The organism is Cupriavidus sp. 96C5-1 (assembly GCF_057798855.1).
In genome coordinates, this window is record NZ_JBYOJU010000007.1 from 150,515 (window position 1) to 171,142 (window position 20,628).

The 20,628-nt window shown below is 67.1% G+C and carries 20 protein-coding genes; 11 read left to right on the plus strand and 9 right to left on the minus strand.

The window, feature by feature from the left end; all coding sequences use genetic code 11:
• Nucleotides 1-19 precede the first annotated feature (19 nt).
• Nucleotides 20-214, plus strand: coding sequence for a DUF1059 domain-containing protein (locus AC3FOF_RS11435; protein WP_017226121.1), 195 nt, complete (start codon nt 20-22; stop codon nt 212-214).
• A 117-nt stretch (nt 215-331) separates the two neighbouring features.
• Here AC3FOF_RS11435 and AC3FOF_RS11440 read toward each other — a convergent pair whose 3' ends face one another.
• Both AC3FOF_RS11440 and AC3FOF_RS11445 read right to left on the minus strand, forming a co-directional pair.
• Nucleotides 332-1,180, minus strand: a complete 849-nt coding sequence (locus AC3FOF_RS11440) for a tetratricopeptide repeat protein (protein WP_488726640.1) — start codon at nt 1,178-1,180, stop codon at nt 332-334.
• 7 nt (nt 1,181-1,187) lie between these two features.
• Nucleotides 1,188-3,323, minus strand: a complete 2,136-nt coding sequence (locus AC3FOF_RS11445) for a bifunctional 2',3'-cyclic-nucleotide 2'-phosphodiesterase/3'-nucleotidase (RefSeq protein ID WP_488726641.1) — start codon at nt 3,321-3,323, stop codon at nt 1,188-1,190.
• A gap of 241 nt (nt 3,324-3,564) precedes the next feature.
• Here AC3FOF_RS11445 and modA point away from each other — a divergent pair, with 241 nt between their 5' ends.
• The 3 genes from modA to AC3FOF_RS11460 all read left to right on the plus strand — a co-directional run bounded on the left by modA (nt 3,565) and on the right by AC3FOF_RS11460 (nt 5,890).
• The gene (gene modA / locus AC3FOF_RS11450) at nt 3,565-4,380 is read left to right on the plus strand and encodes a molybdate ABC transporter substrate-binding protein (protein WP_488726642.1); all 816 of its coding nucleotides are present in this window, start codon (nt 3,565-3,567) and stop codon (nt 4,378-4,380) included.
• Nucleotides 4,381-4,488: 108 nt separating this feature from the next.
• Nucleotides 4,489-5,160, plus strand: a complete 672-nt coding sequence (modB, locus tag AC3FOF_RS11455) for a molybdate ABC transporter permease subunit (RefSeq protein ID WP_035812907.1) — start codon at nt 4,489-4,491, stop codon at nt 5,158-5,160.
• 7 nt (nt 5,161-5,167) lie between these two features.
• On the plus strand, nt 5,168-5,890 hold the full coding sequence (locus AC3FOF_RS11460; RefSeq protein ID WP_276266721.1) for an ATP-binding cassette domain-containing protein: 723 nt from the start codon (nt 5,168-5,170) through the stop codon (nt 5,888-5,890).
• A gap of 20 nt (nt 5,891-5,910) precedes the next feature.
• On the opposite strand, the gene AC3FOF_RS11465 is transcribed toward AC3FOF_RS11460, so the two are convergent.
• Nucleotides 5,911-6,435: a class IV adenylate cyclase gene (locus AC3FOF_RS11465; RefSeq protein WP_035812910.1), complete on the minus strand. Its 525-nt coding sequence runs from the start codon at nt 6,433-6,435 to the stop codon at nt 5,911-5,913.
• Nucleotides 6,436-6,569: 134 nt separating this feature from the next.
• Here AC3FOF_RS11465 and AC3FOF_RS11470 point away from each other — a divergent pair, with 134 nt between their 5' ends.
• Nucleotides 6,570-7,067 (plus strand): GNAT family N-acetyltransferase, encoded by a 498-nt coding sequence (locus AC3FOF_RS11470; RefSeq protein WP_488726643.1) that lies wholly within the window; start codon nt 6,570-6,572, stop codon nt 7,065-7,067.
• Nucleotides 7,068-7,110: 43 nt separating this feature from the next.
• Here the strand turns inward: AC3FOF_RS11470 and AC3FOF_RS11475 are convergent, their stop codons facing one another.
• The 4 genes from AC3FOF_RS11475 to AC3FOF_RS11490 all read right to left on the minus strand — a co-directional run bounded on the left by AC3FOF_RS11475 (nt 7,111) and on the right by AC3FOF_RS11490 (nt 11,703).
• Nucleotides 7,111-7,914 carry a TOBE domain-containing protein gene (locus AC3FOF_RS11475; RefSeq protein WP_488726644.1) on the minus strand — a complete coding sequence of 268 codons (804 nt, stop codon included), beginning with the start codon at nt 7,912-7,914 and terminating at the stop codon, nt 7,111-7,113.
• A gap of 109 nt (nt 7,915-8,023) precedes the next feature.
• Nucleotides 8,024-8,266 (minus strand): RNA recognition motif domain-containing protein, encoded by a 243-nt coding sequence (locus AC3FOF_RS11480; RefSeq protein ID WP_017224492.1) that lies wholly within the window; start codon nt 8,264-8,266, stop codon nt 8,024-8,026.
• 127 nt (nt 8,267-8,393) lie between these two features.
• Nucleotides 8,394-9,173 carry an enoyl-ACP reductase FabI gene (gene fabI / locus AC3FOF_RS11485; RefSeq protein ID WP_035806265.1) on the minus strand — a complete coding sequence of 260 codons (780 nt, stop codon included), beginning with the start codon at nt 9,171-9,173 and terminating at the stop codon, nt 8,394-8,396.
• A 61-nt stretch (nt 9,174-9,234) separates the two neighbouring features.
• Nucleotides 9,235-11,703: a DUF3141 domain-containing protein gene (locus AC3FOF_RS11490; protein ID WP_488726645.1), complete on the minus strand. Its 2,469-nt coding sequence runs from the start codon at nt 11,701-11,703 to the stop codon at nt 9,235-9,237.
• A 290-nt stretch (nt 11,704-11,993) separates the two neighbouring features.
• Between AC3FOF_RS11490 and AC3FOF_RS11495 the strand changes: the two genes are divergently transcribed.
• The 3 genes from AC3FOF_RS11495 (at nt 11,994) to AC3FOF_RS11505 (ending at nt 15,061) form a co-directional block, all read left to right on the plus strand.
• Nucleotides 11,994-12,935, plus strand: coding sequence for a phosphate acetyltransferase (locus AC3FOF_RS11495; RefSeq protein ID WP_488726646.1), 942 nt, complete (start codon nt 11,994-11,996; stop codon nt 12,933-12,935).
• A 37-nt stretch (nt 12,936-12,972) separates the two neighbouring features.
• Nucleotides 12,973-14,211, plus strand: coding sequence for an acetate/propionate family kinase (locus AC3FOF_RS11500; protein ID WP_276266716.1), 1,239 nt, complete (start codon nt 12,973-12,975; stop codon nt 14,209-14,211).
• A 265-nt stretch (nt 14,212-14,476) separates the two neighbouring features.
• The gene (locus AC3FOF_RS11505) at nt 14,477-15,061 is read left to right on the plus strand and encodes a cysteine hydrolase family protein (RefSeq protein ID WP_488726647.1); all 585 of its coding nucleotides are present in this window, start codon (nt 14,477-14,479) and stop codon (nt 15,059-15,061) included.
• Nucleotides 15,062-15,199: 138 nt separating this feature from the next.
• Here the strand turns inward: AC3FOF_RS11505 and AC3FOF_RS11510 are convergent, their stop codons facing one another.
• Complete coding sequence (locus AC3FOF_RS11510; protein WP_017228864.1) at nt 15,200-16,021, minus strand: tyrosine-protein phosphatase; 822 nt, start codon at nt 16,019-16,021, stop codon at nt 15,200-15,202.
• 298 nt (nt 16,022-16,319) lie between these two features.
• Between AC3FOF_RS11510 and AC3FOF_RS11515 the strand changes: the two genes are divergently transcribed.
• Together AC3FOF_RS11515 and AC3FOF_RS11520 are read left to right on the plus strand one after the other, a co-directional pair.
• A complete protein-coding gene (locus AC3FOF_RS11515; protein WP_488726648.1) occupies nt 16,320-16,562 on the plus strand; it encodes a lasso peptide biosynthesis B2 protein in 243 nt (80 codons plus the stop codon).
• Nucleotides 16,563-16,573: 11 nt separating this feature from the next.
• A complete protein-coding gene (locus tag AC3FOF_RS11520) occupies nt 16,574-18,277 on the plus strand; it encodes an ATP-binding cassette domain-containing protein (protein ID WP_488726649.1) in 1,704 nt (567 codons plus the stop codon).
• A 160-nt stretch (nt 18,278-18,437) separates the two neighbouring features.
• On the opposite strand, the gene AC3FOF_RS11525 is transcribed toward AC3FOF_RS11520, so the two are convergent.
• Nucleotides 18,438-18,692 (minus strand): RNA-binding protein, encoded by a 255-nt coding sequence (locus AC3FOF_RS11525; RefSeq protein WP_276266714.1) that lies wholly within the window; start codon nt 18,690-18,692, stop codon nt 18,438-18,440.
• A gap of 404 nt (nt 18,693-19,096) precedes the next feature.
• Here AC3FOF_RS11525 and AC3FOF_RS11530 point away from each other — a divergent pair, with 404 nt between their 5' ends.
• Nucleotides 19,097-20,617 carry a DASS family sodium-coupled anion symporter gene (locus AC3FOF_RS11530; RefSeq protein WP_017228862.1) on the plus strand — a complete coding sequence of 507 codons (1,521 nt, stop codon included), beginning with the start codon at nt 19,097-19,099 and terminating at the stop codon, nt 20,615-20,617.
• Nucleotides 20,618-20,628: the final 11 nt, after the last annotated feature.

Consider the following 20,628-nt stretch of genomic DNA (forward strand, 5'->3'; position numbering starts at 1 on the left):
TACGCGTCAGGAGGCAAGCATGGGACGCAAATATATCGATTGCCGCGAATTTCCGAGCGAGTCGAAGTGCAGTGTGGCCATCAGCGCCGACAGCGAAGACGAGCTGATCGAGGTCGCGGTCCAGCATGCGGTGCTGGTGCACAAGCATCAGGACAGTCCCGAGCTGCGCCAGATGCTCAAGGGCGCCTTCAAGGACGCCCCGCCGCCTGCGTGAGCGAGCGGACCAGCCCGGCAGGGAGACTTGAACGATGCCGGCAACCGCCGGCATCGCCTTGCCCGCTTCCAGAGCGCGCGATATCGGCCAACCGCCCCGGACGGGACGGCTGCCGGCTCAGGGACTCAGCGCGGGATGCTTCAGCGCGTGCGCGGTCTCCGCGAGATGCGCCCGGAAACTCCCTTCATCCCGCTTCAACCCCAATTCCCCATAGCGATACGCCATCGCCAGCGCCTGGATCGACTCCGGATGCTCGCGTTCGGCCGCTTCCTCGTACCAGGCCACGGCGCGCCCTTCGTCACGTGGCACGCCGGCGCCTTCGCGGTAGGCATTGGCCAGCATGAACATGGCCTGCGGCACGCCAGCCTCGGCGGCCACCCCGAACCAGCGCGCGGCAGCCGCCGGATCGGGTGCGCGGCCATAGCCACCGCGGTACAGCAAGCCGAGGTAATACGCGGCGCCGGTGTTGCCAGCCTCGGCGGCAAGCGTGAGATGGCGCCAGGCGGCTTCGGCGTCGGGTGCGCCTGCACTGCCCACGCCGCCCTGGAAAGCGGCCTTGCCCAGCAGGAAATGCGCGCGCGCATCCCCCGCCGCCGCGGCCTTGCGCAACCAGCCGGCGCCCTCCGCGCGCAGCGCCGCATCCGCGCTCGGCCACAGGGCCTCGCCCAGCGCGGCCTGCGCCGCGGCTTCACCGCCCTGTGCCGCCGCGCGCAGCGCGGCCAGGGCGCGCGCGTCGCCGGCCGCGCCGGCGAGCGTCTGCCACTGGGCCAGTTGCACGCGGCGCGCGCTGGCATGCTCGCGCCACGCCGACGCGCCGCCCACGCAGCCTGCCGCCACCGCCACCGCCACCAGCGCGACGGCCAGGACGGGATGCAGGCGGAAGCGGCGGCGGCGCGGCGCGGTGCGCGGCGGCGCCATCGTTTCCTTCGTTGCCGCGCTAGCTGACGTGCTGATCGACGTGCTCATGGCCGCCTTACTGGTTAAGGTCGACGCTGTACAGCGACAGGTTCTTGGTGGTGTCGTAATTGGCCTGCACCAGCGCGATATTGGCGAGACCGGCAGCCTGTGCCTGCGCAAGCTGGTCCGGGGCCGAGGCGAACACCACCTTGCCGGCCGTCGCCACCTTGGTAAAGCGCCAGCTGCGGGCCGCGCCGTTGGCCGCCCGCGTGATCGAGCCGGCCTTCTTGATGTAGGCGATCAGCACGTCGCGGCTGGCGTCGGGCGAGGCATAGACCGTCTTGCTGCCGTCCAGGCCCGGGAAGTTGCCGCCGCCGCTGGCGCGGTAGTTGTTGGTGGCGACGACGAACTGCTGGCTGGCGTCGAGCGGCACGCCCTTGTAGGTCAGGTTCTTGATGCGGCTGCCTTCGGCCTGCGTCACGTCGATCTCATACTGCAGGTCGGGCGTGGTGAACATGTCGAAGTTGTAGCCGGGAAAGCCGCTGATCAGCGGCTGGTCGGTGGTCTTGGCCGGATCGATCAGGTTGAAGCGTTTGGCCGCGGTCTCCAGCCAGGCCTTGACGTCGCTGCCGCTGACCTTCACCGCATAGATGGTGTTGGGGTAGAGGTAGAGATCGGCCGCATTGTTGATGGCCAGGTTGCCGGACAGCACGTCGGTGTAGTCGTTGCCGCCGCCGAAGCCGCTCTTGAACGGCGCGGATACCGACAGCACCGGCAGCGAGGCCAGCGACGGCAGGTTGGCCGCGATGTAATCCTTCACGTAGGCGGCCTGTGCCTGGTTGACGATCTGGATCGCACCCGGATCGCCCACGTCGGCGAAGTAGGTATTCATGCGGTAGTCGGTGGTGCCGATCGGCGTTTTCACATAGGCGATGGTCGCCTGGTGTTCCGCATCGACCGCTGCCGCTACGCTGGCATCTGGAGCCACAAAGCTCTTGTCGGCGTTCTGCACCGAGCGCGTCTCCACCTTGGTGGCGCTCTTGTCGACCGTCCAGCGGTTCCCGTCATGCGCCAGTTGCAGCTTGATCACGCCGAGACGGCGGCCCCAGTAGTCGGCCATCACCGTAGGCACGCCATTGACCGTGCCGCGCACCTTGTCCACGCCCGGCAGGTTGAACTGCCCCACCGTGCTGGTGGCATCCGGGAAAACCTGGTGCGAGTGGCCGATCAGCATGGCATCCACGCCGGCCACCTTGGACAGGTGCCAGCTGCCGTTCTCCATGGTGGGCGAGTAGGCGGAAGCGTCGAGCCCGCCGTGCGAGATCACCACTACCAGGTCGGCGCCCTTGGCGCGCATCTCCGGCACGAACTTCTCGGCGGCTTCCTTCACGCCCACCGTGTAGACCTTGCCGTCGAGCCAGCGCTTGTCCCAGCTCATGATGGCCGGCGGCGTGAAGCCGATGATGCCGACCTTGACCGGCACCGTGACCGTCTTGCCGTCGGGGCCGGTGGCGGCGATCTGGCGGGTGATGATGGTATAGGGCTGGAACAGCGGAGCACGCGTGCGCACGCTGTACACGTTGGCCAGCACCTGCGGGAAGGCCGGGCCCGCGCACGGCGTCTGCACGCTCGGGTCAGGCAGGCCGTCGACGTTGAAGCGGTTGCCGGTGACCTGGTTCAGGTAGCCCAGGCCGTAGTTGAATTCGTGGTTGCCGATGCCGCCGCCGTCGAACCTGGCGGCGTTCATCACCTTGTACATGGCCAGCGTGTCGCCGCACTTCAGCGGGTTGACCTGGGCCTGGTAGTCGGCCAGCGCGGTGCCCTGGATGGTGTCGCCGTTGTCCAGCAGCAGGTTGTTGGGAAATTCGGCGCGCGCCTGCTTGATCAGGGTGGCCACGCGTTCGAAGCCAAAGGACTTGTCCTCCGCCAGCTTGAAATAGTCGTAGCTGCGCACATTGGTGTGCAGATCGGTGGTCTCCAGCAAGGCCAGCGTCGCCTTGGTGCCCGCCGAGACGGCGCCGGCCTGGGGCGTGGCGACAGTGCCGGCGCCGGCGCCGGCGGAACTGTCGTCCGAGCCGCAGGCGGCAAGCAGCGCGGTAGCGGCAACGGCGGCGGCCAGGACGGAGACGGTGGATACAGTGGATGCGGCGAAGATCGGTGACGAAGCGGATGCCGTGCGTGCTCGCACGGCGCCGGTCGGATGGCTGCTCATTTGGTGGCTCCCTTCTTTCTTGTTGTGCCTGGAGCCGGACATTGTCCCGAGCGCAAATGGCAGCAAGGTGACGTTTACGTTGCATTAAGATGACGACTGCAAATCACTCGGATGACCTGTCGCGATAAGCTGAACAGACGAGCTGTGTCATTGACGCCGCGTTATATACCGTCATATATTGCGCATTTGGCAGGCTGACCGGCTTGCCTGCCACGCTTTCCAACCTTGCTCCGCCACGCCCATGCAACCGATCACCGCTTCGCTGCCTGCCCTGCCCCGCCAATCCCGCCGCGCCCGCCGGACCGTCTCGCTGGCGGCTGGCCTGCTGCTGTCCGCCACGCTGGCGCTGTCCGCGCCGGCCGCCTTTGGCGCCGACCTGGTGGTGTCCGCCGCGGCGAGCCTGACCAATGCCTTCAAGTCGCTGGCCGAGTCCTACGAGCGCGCGCATCCGCAGACCAAGGTGGTGCTCAATTTCGGCGCCTCCGACGTGCTGATGCAGCAGATCGTCAATGGCGCGCCGGCCGACGTGTTTGCCTCGGCCGACCAGGACGCGATGAACAAGGCTGTCGCCGAACGCGTGGTGCAGGCCGCCACGCGCCGCGATTTCGCCGCCAACCAGCTGGCGCTGATCCTGCCCGCGGACAGCAAGCTGGTTGCGGACAAGCTGCAGGACCTGACTCGGCCGGACTTCAAGCGGGTGGCCTTTGGCAACCCGGCGTCGGTACCGGTGGGCCGCTATACCAAGGGCGCCCTGGAAGCAGCGGGCGTGTGGGATGCGGTATCCGCCAAGGGCGTGATGGCGCAGAACGTGCGCCAGAGCCTGGACTATGTGGCGCGCGGCGAGGTGGATGCCGGCTTCGTGTTCGCCACCGATGCGGCCATCATGCCGGAGAAGGTCAAGGTGGCGCTGCGGGTGCCGACACGCCAGCCGGTCACGTATCCGATCGCCGTCACCGCGCAGTCGAAGCAGCCCGCCGAAGCCGCGGCGTTCCTTGGCTACGTGATGTCGCCGGAAGGCCAGGCGGTACTGGCAAAGTATGGTTTCCTGAAGCCTTGATCCCGAGCCTCGAACGCTGCCGCCCGAACCTGCGCGCAGCGCCGCCAACCTGAACCCGTTTCCGCGCCTGGCCGGCCTGGCCGGCAGGCGCCCATCCCGATGAACACCCTGGAAGCTGTCTGGGTACCGCTCTCGCTGTCGCTCAAGGTGGCAGGCTGGGCCACCGTGCTCAATACGGTACTCGGCGTCGGCGCAGCCTTCGCGCTGTCGCGCTGGCGTTCGGCCGCGCGCGACGTGGTGGATGCCCTGCTCACACTCCCGCTGGTGCTGCCGCCCACCGTGCTCGGCTACTACCTGCTGGTGCTGGTCGGGCGCCGCGGCGTCTTCGGCGAGTGGCTCGGCCGGCTCGGCATCGAACTGGTCTTCACCTGGCAGGGCGCGGTGCTGGCCTCCACCATCGTGGCCTTCCCGCTGGTGCTGAAGTCGGCGCGCGCCGCCTTCGAAGGCGTGGACACCCAGCTGGAGGATGCCGCGCGCGTGCTCGGCACGCCGGAGGCAGGCATCTTCTTTCGCGTCACCTTGCCGCTGGCGGCGCGCGGCATCATCGCCGGCGTGCTGCTGGCCTTCGCCCGCGCGCTGGGCGAATTCGGCGCGACGCTGATGGTGGCAGGCAACCTGCCGGGACGCACGCAGACCTTGTCGGTAGCCATCTACGAAGCCGTGCAGGCCGGCGACGACAATACCGCCAACCTGCTGGTGGTGGTTACCTCGCTCACCTGCGTGCTGCTGCTGGTGGCGGCCGGCCGGCTGGTGCCACCCACCCGCAAACAGCTACGGTAGGCCAGCCATGAGCATGCAAGTCACCGTTCGCAAGCGCCTGGGCAGCGCCGAGCGCCATTTCGCGCTGGATATCGCCTTCGATTCGGCCAGCAAGCGCATCGCCTTGTTCGGGCCTTCCGGCGCGGGCAAAAGCCTGACGCTGCGCGCCATAGCGGGCTTGCTGACACCGGACAGCGGCCACATCGCGCTGAACGGCCGCACGCTGTTCGATAGCGAGGCGCGCGTCGACGTGCGTCCGCAGGAGCGGCGCGTGGCTTACCTGTTCCAGGACTATGCCCTGTTCCCGCACCTGACCGTGGCGCAGAATATCGCCTTCGGGCTGGCGCGCGGCTGGCGCAATCCGCGCCGCAGCGCCAGCCATCCGGAAGCGCAGCGCTGGATCGACGCCTTTGGCCTGGGCGCGATCGCCGGCAGTTATCCGGCCGAGCTCTCCGGTGGCCAGAAACAGCGCGCCGCGCTGGCGCGCGCGCTGGTGCCGCAGCCGGATATCGTGCTGCTCGACGAACCATTTTCCGCACTCGACCCGGCGCTGCGCGTGCGCATGCGCGCCGAACTGCGCGCGCTGCAAAGCAGCCTGGAAGTGCCGATGCTGGTGATCTCGCACGACCCCGACGATGTGGAGGCGCTCGGCGACCACGTGCTGGAAGTCCGCGAGGGCCGTATCTTCGGCTCCGCTCCCGTCAAGGGGCATCCGCAGGTATATGCTCCCGTCTCCGCGCGAGCGGTCTGACGGCGCTACCGGCGCGCCGCTCAGCCTGCCGCCGTACGCGCGCGCAGCAGGTCCACGTAAGCGGTTTCGATCAACTGCCCTGCCGTCACGCCGAGCTTTGCCAGCAGCGCATGCGCCTCGTCAACGCCCGCCTGCGCGGGTTCGTCATCGGCCAGCACCACCTCCAGCTCGAGAAAATCCCCCAGCCCCTCCACGCGGTCGAGATGCACGCGGGTGCGGCCCACCAGGAACAGCGTGCGCGCCTTGCGCACCCGGCCGCTCTCGCCCCAGGCCGCCGTCAATGCCGCGCGCAGGGTGTCGGGCGACGTGGTGGGCGAAATGATGTAGCGGCTCTCCTTGGGCCCGGCCTGGTCCGCGCGCGCATAGAAAATCAGCTGCCCCTCGCCCGAAGGAAACGCCCGTAGCTTCAGCCGGCCGTTGGGGCAGGCGAAGAACGTGTCGTCCTGCAGGATCTGCTCGGGGCCATGGTCGGACAACGGCGCCGCCAGGGGCAGCAGCGATTCGACACTGTTGATATGGGCCTTGATCTCTATGTTTCTTGGCATGGCGATACTCCGGTGCAAGGGCTTGATTTCGCTTGATTTCGCGTTATGTCGCTTCACATCGATCAGGACGGCAGCGCTCTGCTTGCGCGGCAACGCATCGCACGGAATTCGCCCGTCCGGTTATGCTTGCGGGCATGAACACGTCACCCCCCAACCCGCAGATCCAGATCCGGCGCGCCGGGCCGTCCGACGCGCCGGCCGTTGCCACCATCCTCACCGACACCTACCTCGCCACGTGGAAGCCACAGCTCACGGCCGATGCGATCGCCCGCTTCGAGCAGGAAGACAAGATTGCCGCTTATGTCCGTAGCCGGCTGGCGGAATTCCACCTGGCTTGCGTGGCCGGCACCGTGGCCGGCATGGTGGATTGGGAGAACGACTTTGTCTGGGCGCTGCACGTGTCGCCACGCTGGCAGTCCCTCGGGCTGGGCAGCGCGCTGCTGGCCCACGCGGAAGCCGCGATGGCTGTCGCGGGCCATGCCCAGGCCCGGCTCGAAACCGACACCTTCAACGAGGCGAGCCGCGCCTTCTACCGGCGCCACGGCTATGCCGAGGTGGGATTCTACCCCGACGAAAGCTGGCACAGCGGCTTCACCACGGTACTGCTGAGCAAGCCGCTGACACCCGCCTGAGCCCGCCTGAAGCCGCCTGAACCCGATACCCGGCGCGCAGCGCTCAACCCAGGGTGCCGAGAATCACGCTCGATGCCTTGAAGATTGCCAGCGCGCGGCTGCCGTCGGCCAGTCCCAGCGCCGTCACGCTGTCGTTGGTGACGATCGCCACCACGGTGCCACCGCCGTCCAGTTCGAGCGCCACCTCGGCGTTGACCGCGCCTGGCAGCACGCGCGTCACGGTGCCCGGCAACTGGTTGCGCGCGGACAGCCGCAGCCCAGGCTCGGGCAGGCCGAGCAGCACGGACGAGGCCTTGACCAGCGCGAAGGCTTCGGCACCGGGCGCGAGGCCCAGCGTCTCCACGCTTTCACGGGTGATGGTGGCGACCACCTGCTGGCCGCCCGCGAGCGCCAGCGCGACCTCGTCGTTGACAGTGCCGGCGCGGATTGCCACGACCTTGCCGAACAGCTTGTTGCGGGCACTGGTCCTGACCATGAAGCGCCGCATCAGGTGAAGGTCGTCCTGCGCGCTCTCGCCGAGATGGCCGAGCGTGGCGAGATGGGCGATAAAAAGCCGGTGTTCGCGCTCCAGCGCGCGATAGGTGCGGATCAGGCTGACGGCACGCTCGGTGAGCACCGTGCCGCCGCCGCCGCGGCCGCCGGCGGCGCGCACCACCAGGGGCTCCCCGGCGCTGTTGTTCATCGCGTCGATGGCGTCCCAGGCGCCCTTGTAGCTGAGGCCGACCGCCTTGGCCGCCGCCGTGATCGAGCCGTGCTCGCCGATCGCGGCTAGCAGGGCGATGCGTTCGCCGCCGCCCCAGTCCTGGGAGCCTGCGCGGAACCAGATCGCGCCGTCGAGTTCTAGCATGCGGAAGAAAGCGCTGCCGCATGGCAGCGCAGCAAAGTGACAGATGCCGCTAATCTTAATGCGCAATGCCGAAGGAGCCCAAGGGCCACGCGGCGGCAGCCCGGGCGCGTCATCCCTGGTGGGCAGGAATGTACCAGCGCATCATGCTGCCCGCGAAGTACTGCCGGTCCAGCTGGCGCAGCAGACGCCACGCCCTGAAGGGATCGACATCCAGGTCGACCCAGGCCCACGGATGGTCGGGATCGCCTTCGCGCACCAGTTCCACGGATTTGACCGGCGCATAGGGCGCCAGCTTGTCGCGCAGCATCGTTTCGGTCACATCGCGGTGCAGCCCCCGGATGAGTACCTTCATGTCTCGCTCCCGATATGAGGCAGCGCGCACGCGGCGGGCGGCAGCCTCCGGTATCCACTGTAGGTAGTGTAGGCGCCGCGCGGCGGGCCTGGTGGCAAGCCGTGGCGCGTTTGTGCTGCCGGCGGCCTCAGGCCATGATATGCACGCCGCCGTCGACATAAACGGTATTGCCGGAAATGCGGCGCGCATAAGGCGTGGCGAGGTAGGCGGTGGCGAACCCCACATCCATGATATCGACCAGCTCGCCCAGCGGCGCGCGGCCCGCGGCCTCGGCCAGCAGGTGATCGAAATCCTTCAGGCCCGATGCGGCGCGGGTCTTGAGCGGTCCCGGCGAGATGGCGTGCACGCGAATGCCGCTCGGGCCCAGTTCGTGCGCCAGGTAGCGGCAGGCGGCTTCCAGCGCGGCCTTGACCGGCCCCATCAGGTCGTAGTTCGGCACCACCCGGTTGGCGCCCTCGTAGCTCATGGCGAACAGGCTGCCGCCCGCGCGCATCAGCGGCACGGCGCGCCGCGCCAGCCGCACGAAGGAATGGCAGGAGACATCCATGGCCCGCGCGAAGCCGGCCGCCGAAGAATTCAGCAGGCCGCCCTGCAGATCCGCCTTGGGCGCGAAGGCCACCGAATGCACCAGCACGTCGAGCGCGCCCCACTGCCCGGTGATCCGCTCGAACAGCGCCTGCTCCTGCGCGGGATCCTCCACATCGAGCGGCATCAGGATGGTGGCGCCGACGGATTCGGCCAGCGGCGCGACATGCGGGTAAGCCTTGTCGTTGAGATAGGTGATCGCCAGCTCGGCGCCGAGTTCACGAAAAGCGCGTGCGCAGCCCCAGGCGATGGAGTCCGCATTGGCAATGCCGACCACCAGCACGCGCGCGCCCAGCAAGGGCGGATTCAGTACTTGCACCATGACATCCTCGCTCATCGAATGCGGTTGGCCGGCGTGCGCCCCACGGCACGGGATGCGGTGATCAACGCCCCGTCTTGCCGCCGCGCCGCGCCGCGCCCTTGGCGGATCTTGCCGGCTTCTCCGCCAGGCCCGGCCTGCCGGCGCCGCCACGCTTCGCCGCGGCGGTTTTGCTCCGGGTGGCGGAGGCGCTGGCTTGCGGCGCTTCCGGCTCGCGCCCGGCACGCGGTGCCGCAGGCGCTTCGGCCTGCGTGCCGGCCGGGACCGGCGCAGCAGGCAAGGCCGTGGGCGCCGCCACGGTTGCCACCGCGGCAGCGGCCGGCTCCCGCGCCGTATGGTCGGTACCCAGCACTCGCGCCACCTCGCGGTAGCGCGCCAGGCGCCCGCCGTCGAGCGGTCCGGCCACGGTCATGATGCGATGGATGGCCATCATGATGCGATGGCGCAGCGCACTGTCCGGCACCAGCAACGGCAGCGCGGCAATGGCGCGCGCGGCGTCGAGCCCGACGATCAGGCTCTGCCGCCTCACCGCATCCTTGAGCATGGCGATGTCGGGCTGCTGCTCCAGGTGCTCGCGCGCCATCTGCCGCATCAGGTTGAAGGGCCGCTCCTCGATGCTGGTGTTTTCGTCGGCGACATAGGCAGCGATGCGCATGAAGGCATCCAGCGGCGTGCCCTGCCCGATCTGCGCCTCGGCGTCATGGATACGCCTGGCCGCGAGTTCCTTGCGCAGTGCCGCGTTCTCGGGCGGCGGCCCGCGCCGCTCGGCACCGGGCGCGAAGCCCATCATCGCGGACAACCAGGGCGATTTGTACAGCGCCTCGAAGGTCTGCTCGCAGAGCGCGTCGCGCTGGTCGCGCCAGGCATCCAGCGTGCGCACGATGTAGTCGGACGCGGCGCGTTCCAGCGTGACAAAGGGATTGTCCTGCGCGACCGGCTGGCGCGCCTCGCGCACCGCCGGCGCAAAGGCGGCCACCCACGCCATCCACGGATTCGCATCCGACGCCAGCGAGCGCTCGAGGCGGGCCGGGTGCATCTGCCGCATGGCGTACGCGCCCAGCTCATTGGACAGCGCCTGCACCACCGGCGACGCGAACGTATCGTACAGGCGCTGGTTGACCTCGGCCACGCGGCGCACCACCTCGAACGGGCGCTCGTCGTCGCGGCCGTCGTCCAGCGCGAGGATATCGTCGATGGTACGGCGCTCGAAGCGCATCAGGTAGCGCCCGTCGATCAGCTCGAGATGCGAGGTGCCGGGTGCGATATCTTCGATGCGCGCTTCGTAGAGGCCGGGCGGCAGCACATCGATCAGGTCGAGCGCGGAGAACAGTTCGGTATGTTCGCGATTGGCCACGCCGGCCGACACGAAGATGCCAAGATGCCCGACTTTCTCATGCAGGCAATAGACGATCACCTGTTCGTTGGCGACGATCTCGTCGACGCTGGCGTAGAGATCGGGAATCCAGTTCAGCGCCTGTTGCGGCGGCGTGATGTTGTCCCCCCAGGAGGCGAAGACCACGATGGGCGAGCGCACGTTGCGCAGGTCCACCGCCACGCTGCCGTCCGCGCTGCGCACCTCGCCTGCAGTGAGATGGTTGCCGACGAAGAGGTTCTGCACGATCCAGTCGATCTCGGCGCGGTTGAGCAGGAAGTGGCCGCCCCACCAGCGCTCGAACTCAAGGAACCGCTCGCGCTCGGTGTCGACCCGCGCATAAACCTCGTAGAGTTTTTTCCAATAGGTGTTGGACGGATTGAGCTGCTCGAAATTCTGCACCAGCCAGGCCCCGTCAAAGCGGCCGTTGCCGAGATCGGCGGCCAGGGACGACAGCCACGAGCCGCCCAGCAGGCCACCGCTGTAGCGCATCGGATTGCGCCCGCGCACGCCCGACCAGTAAGCCAGCGGCGAGCCGGCCAGCAGGATCGGCCCGACCAGTTCGGGTGCGGCCGCGGCCAGCATCATCAGCGCCCAGCCGCCCTGGCAATTGCCGATCACGAAAGGCTTGCCCTGCGCCTGCGGGTGACGCCCGGCCACGGTCTCCAGGAACACGGCTTCGGCCCGCGCCACGCTTTCGATGGTCTGGCCGGGACACGGTACCGGGAAGAAGGTGACGAAGTAGCACGGGTGGCCGCGGCGCAGCGCGATGCCGATCTCGCTGTCGATCTTGAAGCCGCCGATGCCGGGGCCATGGCCGGCGCGCGGATCGATCACCACGAAAGGCCGCTTGGCCTCGTCGGTCACCATGCCGGGCGGCGGCAGGATGCGCAGCAAGGCATAGTTGGCGGGCTGCTCGAGCGTGCGCCCGTCGATCAGCACCTCGTGATCGAACACCAGCACCGGCGGCATGCCCTCGCGTTCGTGCTCGAAGGTCTGGTTGCCGCGCTCGCGCAGGATATCGAGCAACAGGATGGAGCGCTGCCAGGCATCCAGCGCGTAGGACCACGCATCGGACAACAGCGGCGGGACGTTCACGGCCAACTCAGGCATGCCGGCGGCGGCGCTGCCGGCATGGGCGACGGGTACTCGTGCGTTCACTCGGCTTCCCCTCTACGATATGGCGTTGGAGGCAGTCGATTTCCCGTGGCGGCGCGAGCCGCCATACGAAATTGCTGCCTTGCAGCACAGGCTAATCTACCAGCCAGGCTCCGTATTGACAACCCGCATTGGAGGGGATCGCCCAACCGGCATGACCTGGCGCAAGCCGGGGCGGCGCCGTCATCGTTCTGCAGGAAACTTGCCCTATACTGGGCCTTGTTTTTTTGCGCGACGCAGCATGCGTGCCGCACGCTGCTTGCGGCCGCCCCTCCCGACGCACTGGAAAGCCGATGACAAAGACGCTCGACAAGTACTCCGTCCTGCTGGCCCGCTGCGCCGAACTGGCAGCCATTCCCACCGCCGTGGCGCATCCCTGCGATGCCTCCTCGCTCGGCGGCGCGCTGCAGGCCGCGCGGCTTGGCCTGATCGTGCCGCTGCTGATCGGGCCCGAGGCGCGGATCCGCCAGGTTGCCGACGCCAACGCGCTCGACCTCGGCGGCAGCGTGCTGATCGACGCGCCGCACAGTCACGCCGCCGCCGCGCGCGCGGTGGCGGCAATACGCTCGGGCGAGGCCGAGCTGCTGATGAAGGGCAGCCTGCACACCGACGAACTGATGCACGAGGTCACCGCCTCGGCCACGGGCCTGCGCACCGGCCGGCGCCTCTCGCATGTGTTCGCGATGGACGTGCCGAGCTACCACAAGCCGCTGTTCATCACCGACGCCGCGGTCAACATCTTCCCCACGCTCAACGACAAGGCCGATATCTGCCGCAACGCGATCGACCTGCTGCGCGTGCTGAGCATCGAAAGCCCCAAGGTGGCGATCCTGTCGGCGGTGGAAACCGTGACCGACAAAATCCCTTCCACCATCGACGCCGCGGCGCTGTGCATGATGAGCCGGCGCGGCCAGATCGAAGGCGGCATCCTCGACGGCCCGCTGGCCTTCGACAACGCCATCAGCCGCGAAGCGGCGGTGACCAAGGGCATCGTCTCCGAGGTGGCGGGCGACCCCGACATCCTGCTGGTGCCCGATCTCGAATCCGGCAACATGCTGGCCAAGCAGCTCACCTTCCTGGCCGGCGCGGAAGCCGCCGGCATCGTGCTGGGCGCGCGCGTGCCGATCATCCTCACCAGCCGCGCCGACAGCGTGCGCGCGCGCATCGGCAGTTGCGCCATTGCCGTACTGGTGGCGCATGCGCGCCGCACCGCCCAGGCCGCCACCGGCGTCTGAGCGTCCGATCCCCCCGCCCCGAAGGAGGCTTGCCAGCGTGAGCGTTGTCCATCCCACCATCCTCGTCGTCAATGCCGGTTCATCCAGCGTCAAGGTCTCGGTGTACGCCGTGCCCGAGGCCGCGCACGCCGACACCGACATCAATCCGGTACTGAGCGCGCATGGCCAGATCGAAGGCATCGGCGTGGCGCCCCGCCTCACCGCGAGCATGGCCGACGGCCGTGCGGTCGCCGACGAACGGTTCCCGGTGGCGCAGGTGGCCGATCACGACGCCGCCTTCCGCCTGATCCGGCTGGTGCTCAGCATCGGCCTGCGCGATACGCCGCCGGTGGCGATCGGCCATCGCGTGGTGCACGGCGGCGCGGACTATGCCGCAGCGGTGAAGATCGACGACGAGGTCATCGCCAAACTGGAGGCGCTGGTACCACTCGCGCCGCTGCACCAGCCGCACAATCTCACGGCGATCCGCGCGGTGCGCGAAGCCGCGCCGGCACTGCTGCAGGTGGCCTGCTTCGACACCGCCTTCCACGCCAGCCACGATGCGATGGCGCAACTGCTGGCGCTGCCCTACGAATACTTCGAACGCGGCATCCGCCGCTACGGTTTTCACGGCCTGTCCTACGAATACATCGCACGCCGGCTGCAACAGGTCGCGCCCGATCTTGCCGCCGGCCGCGTGATCGTGGCCCACCTGGGCAACGGCGCCAGCCTGTGCGCCATGCGCGAGGGACGCAGCATCGAATCCACCATGGGCCTGACCGCGCTCGACGGCCTGCCGATGGGCACGCGCTGCGGCGCCATCGATGCCGGCGCCGTCCTGTGGCTGTCGCAGCAAGGCATGAGCAGCAAGGATATCGAGACCATGCTGTATCAGGAGTCGGGGCTGAAAGGCTTGTCCGGCGTCAGCAGCGATATGCGCGCCCTGCTGGCCAGCGACGCGCCGCGCGCGCGCCTGGCCATCGATTTCTACGCCTATCGCGCTGCGCAGGAAATCGGCAAGCTGGCCACCACGCTGGGCGGCCTCGATGCGCTGGTGTTCACCGCCGGCATCGGCGCCAATTCGCCGCCGGTGCGCGAGCGCATCTGCGCGCGGCTCGCGGACCTGTTCGGCATCAGCCTGGACGCCGCCGCGAACGGCGAGAACCGCCAGCGCATCAGCCGCGACAACAGCCGCGTGCCGGTGCTGGTGCTGCCCACCGACGAAGAAGGCATGATCGCGCTGAATACCGCGCGGATCCTGCGCGAGCAGGCAGGGGCGGCGCAGGCAGCCCGTTAAGAGGCCGGCAGGCGGCCGCCATCAATGGCCGGATGGAGGTTGACGCGCCGCATGGCCTGCTGCATGATGCCCGCATGCACTTCATCGAGCGCCCGGCCGCCTCTGCCACTACCACCGCTACCACCACGACCGCTTTCGGCGGGTCGTGCGGCCGGTACGCGAGCCCGGAGTCGAAGTAGCATCAGCGTATTGCCCCAAGGCCCCGCCAGCAATGGATGGGGACCTGCCGTTTCTCCGCCAGCGCCGGCATCACAGGAGAAACACCATGCAGGATCCAGGCGCAGGGCGGTCCGCCCTTCTGATCGTCGATATGCAATGCGGCATGTTCAACGGCCCGCAGCAGCCATATGAAGGCGAGCGCGTACTCGCCAACATCAACGCACTGATTCGTCAGGCCCGCCAGGCCGGCGCCCCGGTCTTCGCGGCGCGGCACACCGGGCCGCAGGGATCGCCCATCGCGCCGGGAAGCGCGCTCACGCAACTACTGCCCGGGCTGATGGTGGATGCGGCGCAGGACACGGTGTTCGACAAGACCCGGCCCAACTGCTTCTTCGGCACCGGGCTGGCCGGCTGGCTCGCCGGCGCCGGCGTGGCCGAGCTGGTGATCGCCGGGGTAAAAACGGAGTACTGCATCGACACAACCTGCCGCGCCGTCGCCGACCTCGGCTTCAGGGGCGTGCTGGTGGCCGACGCGCATACCACCATGGACACGCCGGCCCTGTCCGCGCGGGCGATCACCGCGCATCACAACCTGGTATTGAACGGACCGTTCGTGCGACTGGCCAGCACAGCGGACTGCCTGTTCCAGCCGCTCCCGGCGACCCGGCGGCCTGAATCCGAAAAGCGTTGAGGAACCAGGCGGATCGGGAAGGCGTGCGGGCCCGGGAACGACGCGCGGCAGGGCTGGCGCCTTGCGCGCATTCGCGACGGCGCATGGCGCATGCTTGCCGGCCTGCCGGCGCAACGAATCCGTGGCCAGGGACACTGCCTAGGCTCGCACCAGGTAAGCCTGCCGCAGGCGCTCCGCATCCACGCCCAGCACGTCGCCGAGATAGGTTTCCATGCCGCCGTAATCCTGCTCGATGGCGTGCATGGACGCCTCCAGATAGGACGCTTTCACCTCCAGCAGCGGCCACATCACCGCCGGGTCGACGCCGGACTGCGCGGCCCGGTCGCTCATCTGCCGGTTGAAGCCCTGGTTGCAGCGATTCGAATCCAGGTAATTGGCCATGATGGCGTCGCGCCCGACCCCCAGCGCCCCGAGCAGCAGCAGCGAGGCAAAGCCGGTGCGGTCCTTGCCGGCGGTGCAGTGGTACAGCAGGTTGCCGCCCTGCTCCGCGGTCTTCAGGAAGCCGCCGAAGGCGGCCTGGTACCTGCGCGGAAAATCGCGGTAGACCTCCAGCATGAAGGCCTCCGTCTCCGGCGCGCTGCCGCCGCGCAGGCGCGGCATCAGCTCCGCCATCGACATGCTGCCTTCCAGCACCGGCGAAGCCACCCAGCGGAAGACCTGGCCAAAGCCGCTCTCCGCCGGCGATTTTTCGCCAGACGAGCGGAAGTCGATCACCAGGTCCAGTTGCAGCGCGCGCAGGCGCGCCATATCGGCGGCGCTGGCCAGGCCCGGATTGCCGCTGCGAAACAGCTTGCCGGCGCGCACCTGGCGGCCATCGGCGGTGACAAGGCCGCCCAGGTCGCGGATATTGACCACGGTCTCCAGCACCAGCGGTGCCTGGCCATGACCGGCGGCGCCTGGCGCCAGCGACGGCGCGTCGCCCACTACGGCGTGGCGGCGCCACGCAAACAAATATTGCATCGATCTCTGTCCTGTTCCTGGAATTCGTCGAACTTCCGTATGGCTTGATCCACCGCTGTGCTGCGACCCACTCGCACAAGCGGGAGAGGGGCGCAGACCTTGGGTGCGCTAGACGAAGCTGTCAGGATGTGCCAAAACCGTCTGGAATGATACGCTCCCCCTCCTCCGGCCCGTTGTATGCCCCATGCCCTGGGCGAAAGCCCAAGTTCGAAGGAGAGCGAGGATCGAGGCTTCCATTTTTGATAACGTTTAGCCGAATTTATGGGCCTGACTTGGGGTTGCAGGACCTAAAAGCGGAGTGGCGCGGACATACGCAATGGCTATCCATCATGCTGCGACGTATTTTCCCGGACGCGTCGAATGCCTAGAATCTTCAATAGCGCTCGCCATGCTACTTTTTCGCTCCGGCATCCGGGGTGAATTCAAAATAGGCGTGCAGCGCTATGACTTCCTCGCGCATGCGTGGGTGGAGATCGATGGAAAAGTCATTGGAGACTTGCAGTACCTCGCACGCAAAATCGTGCCGATTGTTTCTATATAGGAATACAGCCGATGAACAGTTTCACAAGTCAATGGGTGACACCATATGTGCGCGCGACCGAGCTAGTCAGGAAATACTATCCACGCTACCTCCTGCATTTCTTTCTGGTGTCTGTCTTCTTTCTGAGCATCAGCATGGCAAACACCGCCGTGCCATTCCTGTTGGGGCAGTTGACCAACATGCTCAGCCTTCCGGCGCAGGCACGGGTTCCGGCCATGATCATGGGCATGGCGTGCGCTTATGCTGCAACCTGGACGTCGACACAGGTGTTCATCTGGGTAAAAGGGGTGGCTTCGGCCGCGCTGCAGGCAAGGTGCGAGGATGCGCTATACCAGGGCCTTTTTCATCATCTGATCCGTCTTCGACGCAGCGAACAGAAACAACTCGATGCGGGTGTCGTGCTCTCGGAGATCGAGCGGGCGCGTGAAAGCTTCGGGTATATCAATTTTTCGGTCTTCTGGGCCATCTTGCCGATTATGTTCGAGCTGTGTGTGGTGTATCTGATCCTGTGGTCCAGGATCGATCTGGCGTTTGCAGCGGCGTTTACGGCGGCAATCGTCGTGCTGTTCCTGGTCGCGTATTCCATGGCCAACAGAACGGTATCGATTCACCAGGATATCTTCGCGGCCCGGAATTCGATATCGAGTCATCTGAGCGAACGAATGCGCATGCTCGATGATATCCGCTACAACAATGCGTACGTCAGGGAAGAGGCACTAGCGAGAGTCCGCATGGGCACGTACGTGCGTACCGTGACGCGCGCTCACTTGCGGATGGGCTGCATGATGGGCCTGCAAACGGTGTGTATTGGCCTGATCCTTACGGCGTTTACGCTCTACATGACACGAGAGACGCTTGCGGGGGAAAGAACGGTGGGGGATTTCGTGATGGTAGTGGGATATATATCCCAGCTCACCACACCATTCATGATGATCGCCGGCTCGCTAATCGATTTGAAGAAGAGCTATACGGCACTGAATGTCGGGCTCGCGTATATGGACAAGGAGCATGACAGGGAGGGCAACGGTCTTGTTCCGCGGACGCGCGATCCGGTATTCGAACTGAACGTCGTTCATCTTCCTGCTGCGACGTCGCGGGGCATTACCTATTGCTTCGATGCCGGGCGCATGCATGCTATCGGCGGTCCGTCCGGCGTGGGCAAGACGACGCTGCTTCAGGCGATGCTGGGCCTGGTGCCGGTCACACGCGGTGAAATACGGTTCCTTGGCGTGAAGCTCTCCGACATCGGGCCCGATGATGTTTTTGCACATGTCGCAATGGTCCCGCAGGATGCCGTCGTGATTTCAGGAAGTCTGCGCGACAACCTGACATACGGATCCGCCGTGGACATTCCGGATGCAAGATTAATGGAAATTGTGGATGCCCTGGGACTCGGAGGCATCAAGCAGGATACGAGTGGATCGCCGCTCGATATCGAGATCTCGCCTGCCGACCCTCTTCTTTCCGGCGGGGAGCGGCAGCGTATTGCCATCGCCCGGGCGCTGGCGCGGGATGTGCGAACGATCATTCTTGATGAGCCAACCTCGGCGCTGGATCATGCTACCGAGACAAGCGTGCTGGCTGCGCTGCGCGAGCGGGTCGAGACGTTGATCGTAGTCAGCCATCGGCAGGCGGTATTCGACATGGCGGATAGCGTCCTTTTCCTATCCCGGGAGGAGGAGGCGCGCGAAACGCAAGCTTCGTGGCTAGCGTAGTCCGCGATAGCTTCCCGCCGCCCGATGGCGACGGCCTCGTATGTAGACAGACCTGTCCCAACCCATCCAAGCCGAAGACCCCGACACCACTCCGCCTTTAGGCCCTGCAGATCTAAATCAGATCAACCCGGGGACACAAGCGCCAGCGCATTCGCCCCCCTCAGCGTGCGCGATACGCCGGCACATGCCAGCGCGTATGGCAGCCGGCAATATAACGGCGATCGAGGTTCGCCACCAGCTTCCACACCGTCATCGGATCGACATCGTCGAGGTCCAGGTCGACCCAGGCCCAGGGATGGGCGCCGTCGCCCTCGTCGATCAACTCCACCTCCTTCACCCGCACATAGGAGGCCAGGGCCTCGCGCAGCCGCGCTGCGCCGACTCCGGCACGTAGTCCTCTTACCAAAACCTTCATCACGCGCTCCAATGATTTCAGATCGCCTCGCTGTCCAGGGCCGATGCGCATACTGCCCGGCCCCGGGCCCGCGATGCGCCGACAGCAAACCTGTACGGCGCGAGGATTCCGAAAGTATGACGCCTTGCACCCCCGGGAATTTCCCCGCACCCGCACCCTCCTTGATCCTGGTCAGAAGTTCCCCGGATCCGGCCTCGACACGCGCCGCCGGCCGCCACCATAATTTCCCCATGTCGAACTCGGCAGCCCGGCCACGAGCCGGCCTGCGCATCGGCCAGGCCTTCACGGAAGCCCGACGAACGACACCGCCCTCAAGCCAGCCGCAGGCTACCGATCTTGCCCGCGCGTGACGTCCGCCATCCCGTGTTGACCCCAACATCAACAAGACAAGCAAAGGGAAAGCGATGACAGATCCGCGCAATCCGACCCAGACCGTCCCCACTGCCGCGGCCGCCGCGGGCCAGGCCACACCGAAAATTTCGCAACCGTGGGGGCTCTATGCCGCCGTGGTGGTGCTGATCGGCATACTCTGGCTGCCAGTGCCCGCCGACCTGCCGGTGGCGGGCCATCGCATGCTGGCCATCCTCGCCTTCGCCATCGTGGTGTGGATCACCGAGGCCGTCTCCTACGAGGCCAGCGCGGTCATGATCACCTCGCTGATGGCAGCGCTGATCGGCTTCGCGCCAACCGTGGGCGATCCCGCCACGCAGTACGGTACCTCCAGGGCACTCGGCATGGCGCTGGCGGGCTTCTCCAACACCGCGCTGGCACTGGTCGCCGCCGCCCTGTTCATCTCGGCCGCGATGACCGTGACCGGGCTGGACCGGCGCATCGCGCTGGTCACGCTCTCGGCCATCGGCACCAGCACCCGGCGCATCCTGATCGGCAGCATCGCGGTCACCATCGCGCTGTCGCTGGTGGTGCCCAGCGCCACGGCGCGCAGCGCCTGCGTGGTGCCGATCATGATGGGCATCATCGCCGCCTTCGGTGTCGACAAGAAGTCAAACATCGCGGCCGGCATCATGATCACGGTGGCGCAGGCCACCAGCATCTGGAACGTCGGCATCCAGACCGCCGCCGCGCAGAACCTGCTGACGGCGGGCTTCATGGACAAGCTGCTGGGCGAGCGCATCACCTGGCTGCAATGGCTGATCGCCGGCGCGCCGTGGGCCGTCGCGATGTCGGTGGTGCTGTATTTCCTGGTGCGTTTCCTGCTGCCCGCCGAGACCGAGGCCATCCCCGGCGGCAAGGAAGCCGTGCAGCGCGAACTGGCCGGGCTGGGCCCGATGAGCGGCCCGCAGAAACGGCTTGCCGCGGTATCCATCGGCCTGCTGCTGTTCTGGGCCACCGAGGGCAAGCTGCATCAGTTCGATACCGCCACCGTGACCTTCGTCGGCCTGGTGATCCTGATGATGCCGCGCATCGGCGTGATGGACTGGAAGACCATGCAGCAGCGCACGCCGTGGGGTACCCTGATCGTGTTCGGCGTGGGCATCAGCCTGGGCACCGCGCTGCTCACTACGCAGGCCGGCCAGTGGCTGGGCAAGTTCGTGGTGGCGCATTCCGGGCTCGCCACGCAGGGACCGATCCTGGTGTTCGCCATCCTGGCGGCCTTCCTGATCCTGATCCATCTCGGCTTCGCCAGCGCCACCGCGCTCACCGCCGCGCTGCTGCCGATCCTGATCTCGGTGCTGCAGACCCTGCCGGGCGACGTCAACAAGATCGGCCTGACCATGCTGCTGGGCTTTACCGTCAGCTTCGGCTTCATCCTGCCGATCAACGCGCCGCAGAACATGGTGTGCCTGGGCACCGACACCTTCAATGGCAAGCAGTTCGCCAGGGTCGGCATCCCCGTCACGCTGATCGGCTACGCCATGATGCTGCTGTTCGCCGCCACCTACTGGCGCTGGCTGGGCTGGATCTGAGCCGGGGAGAA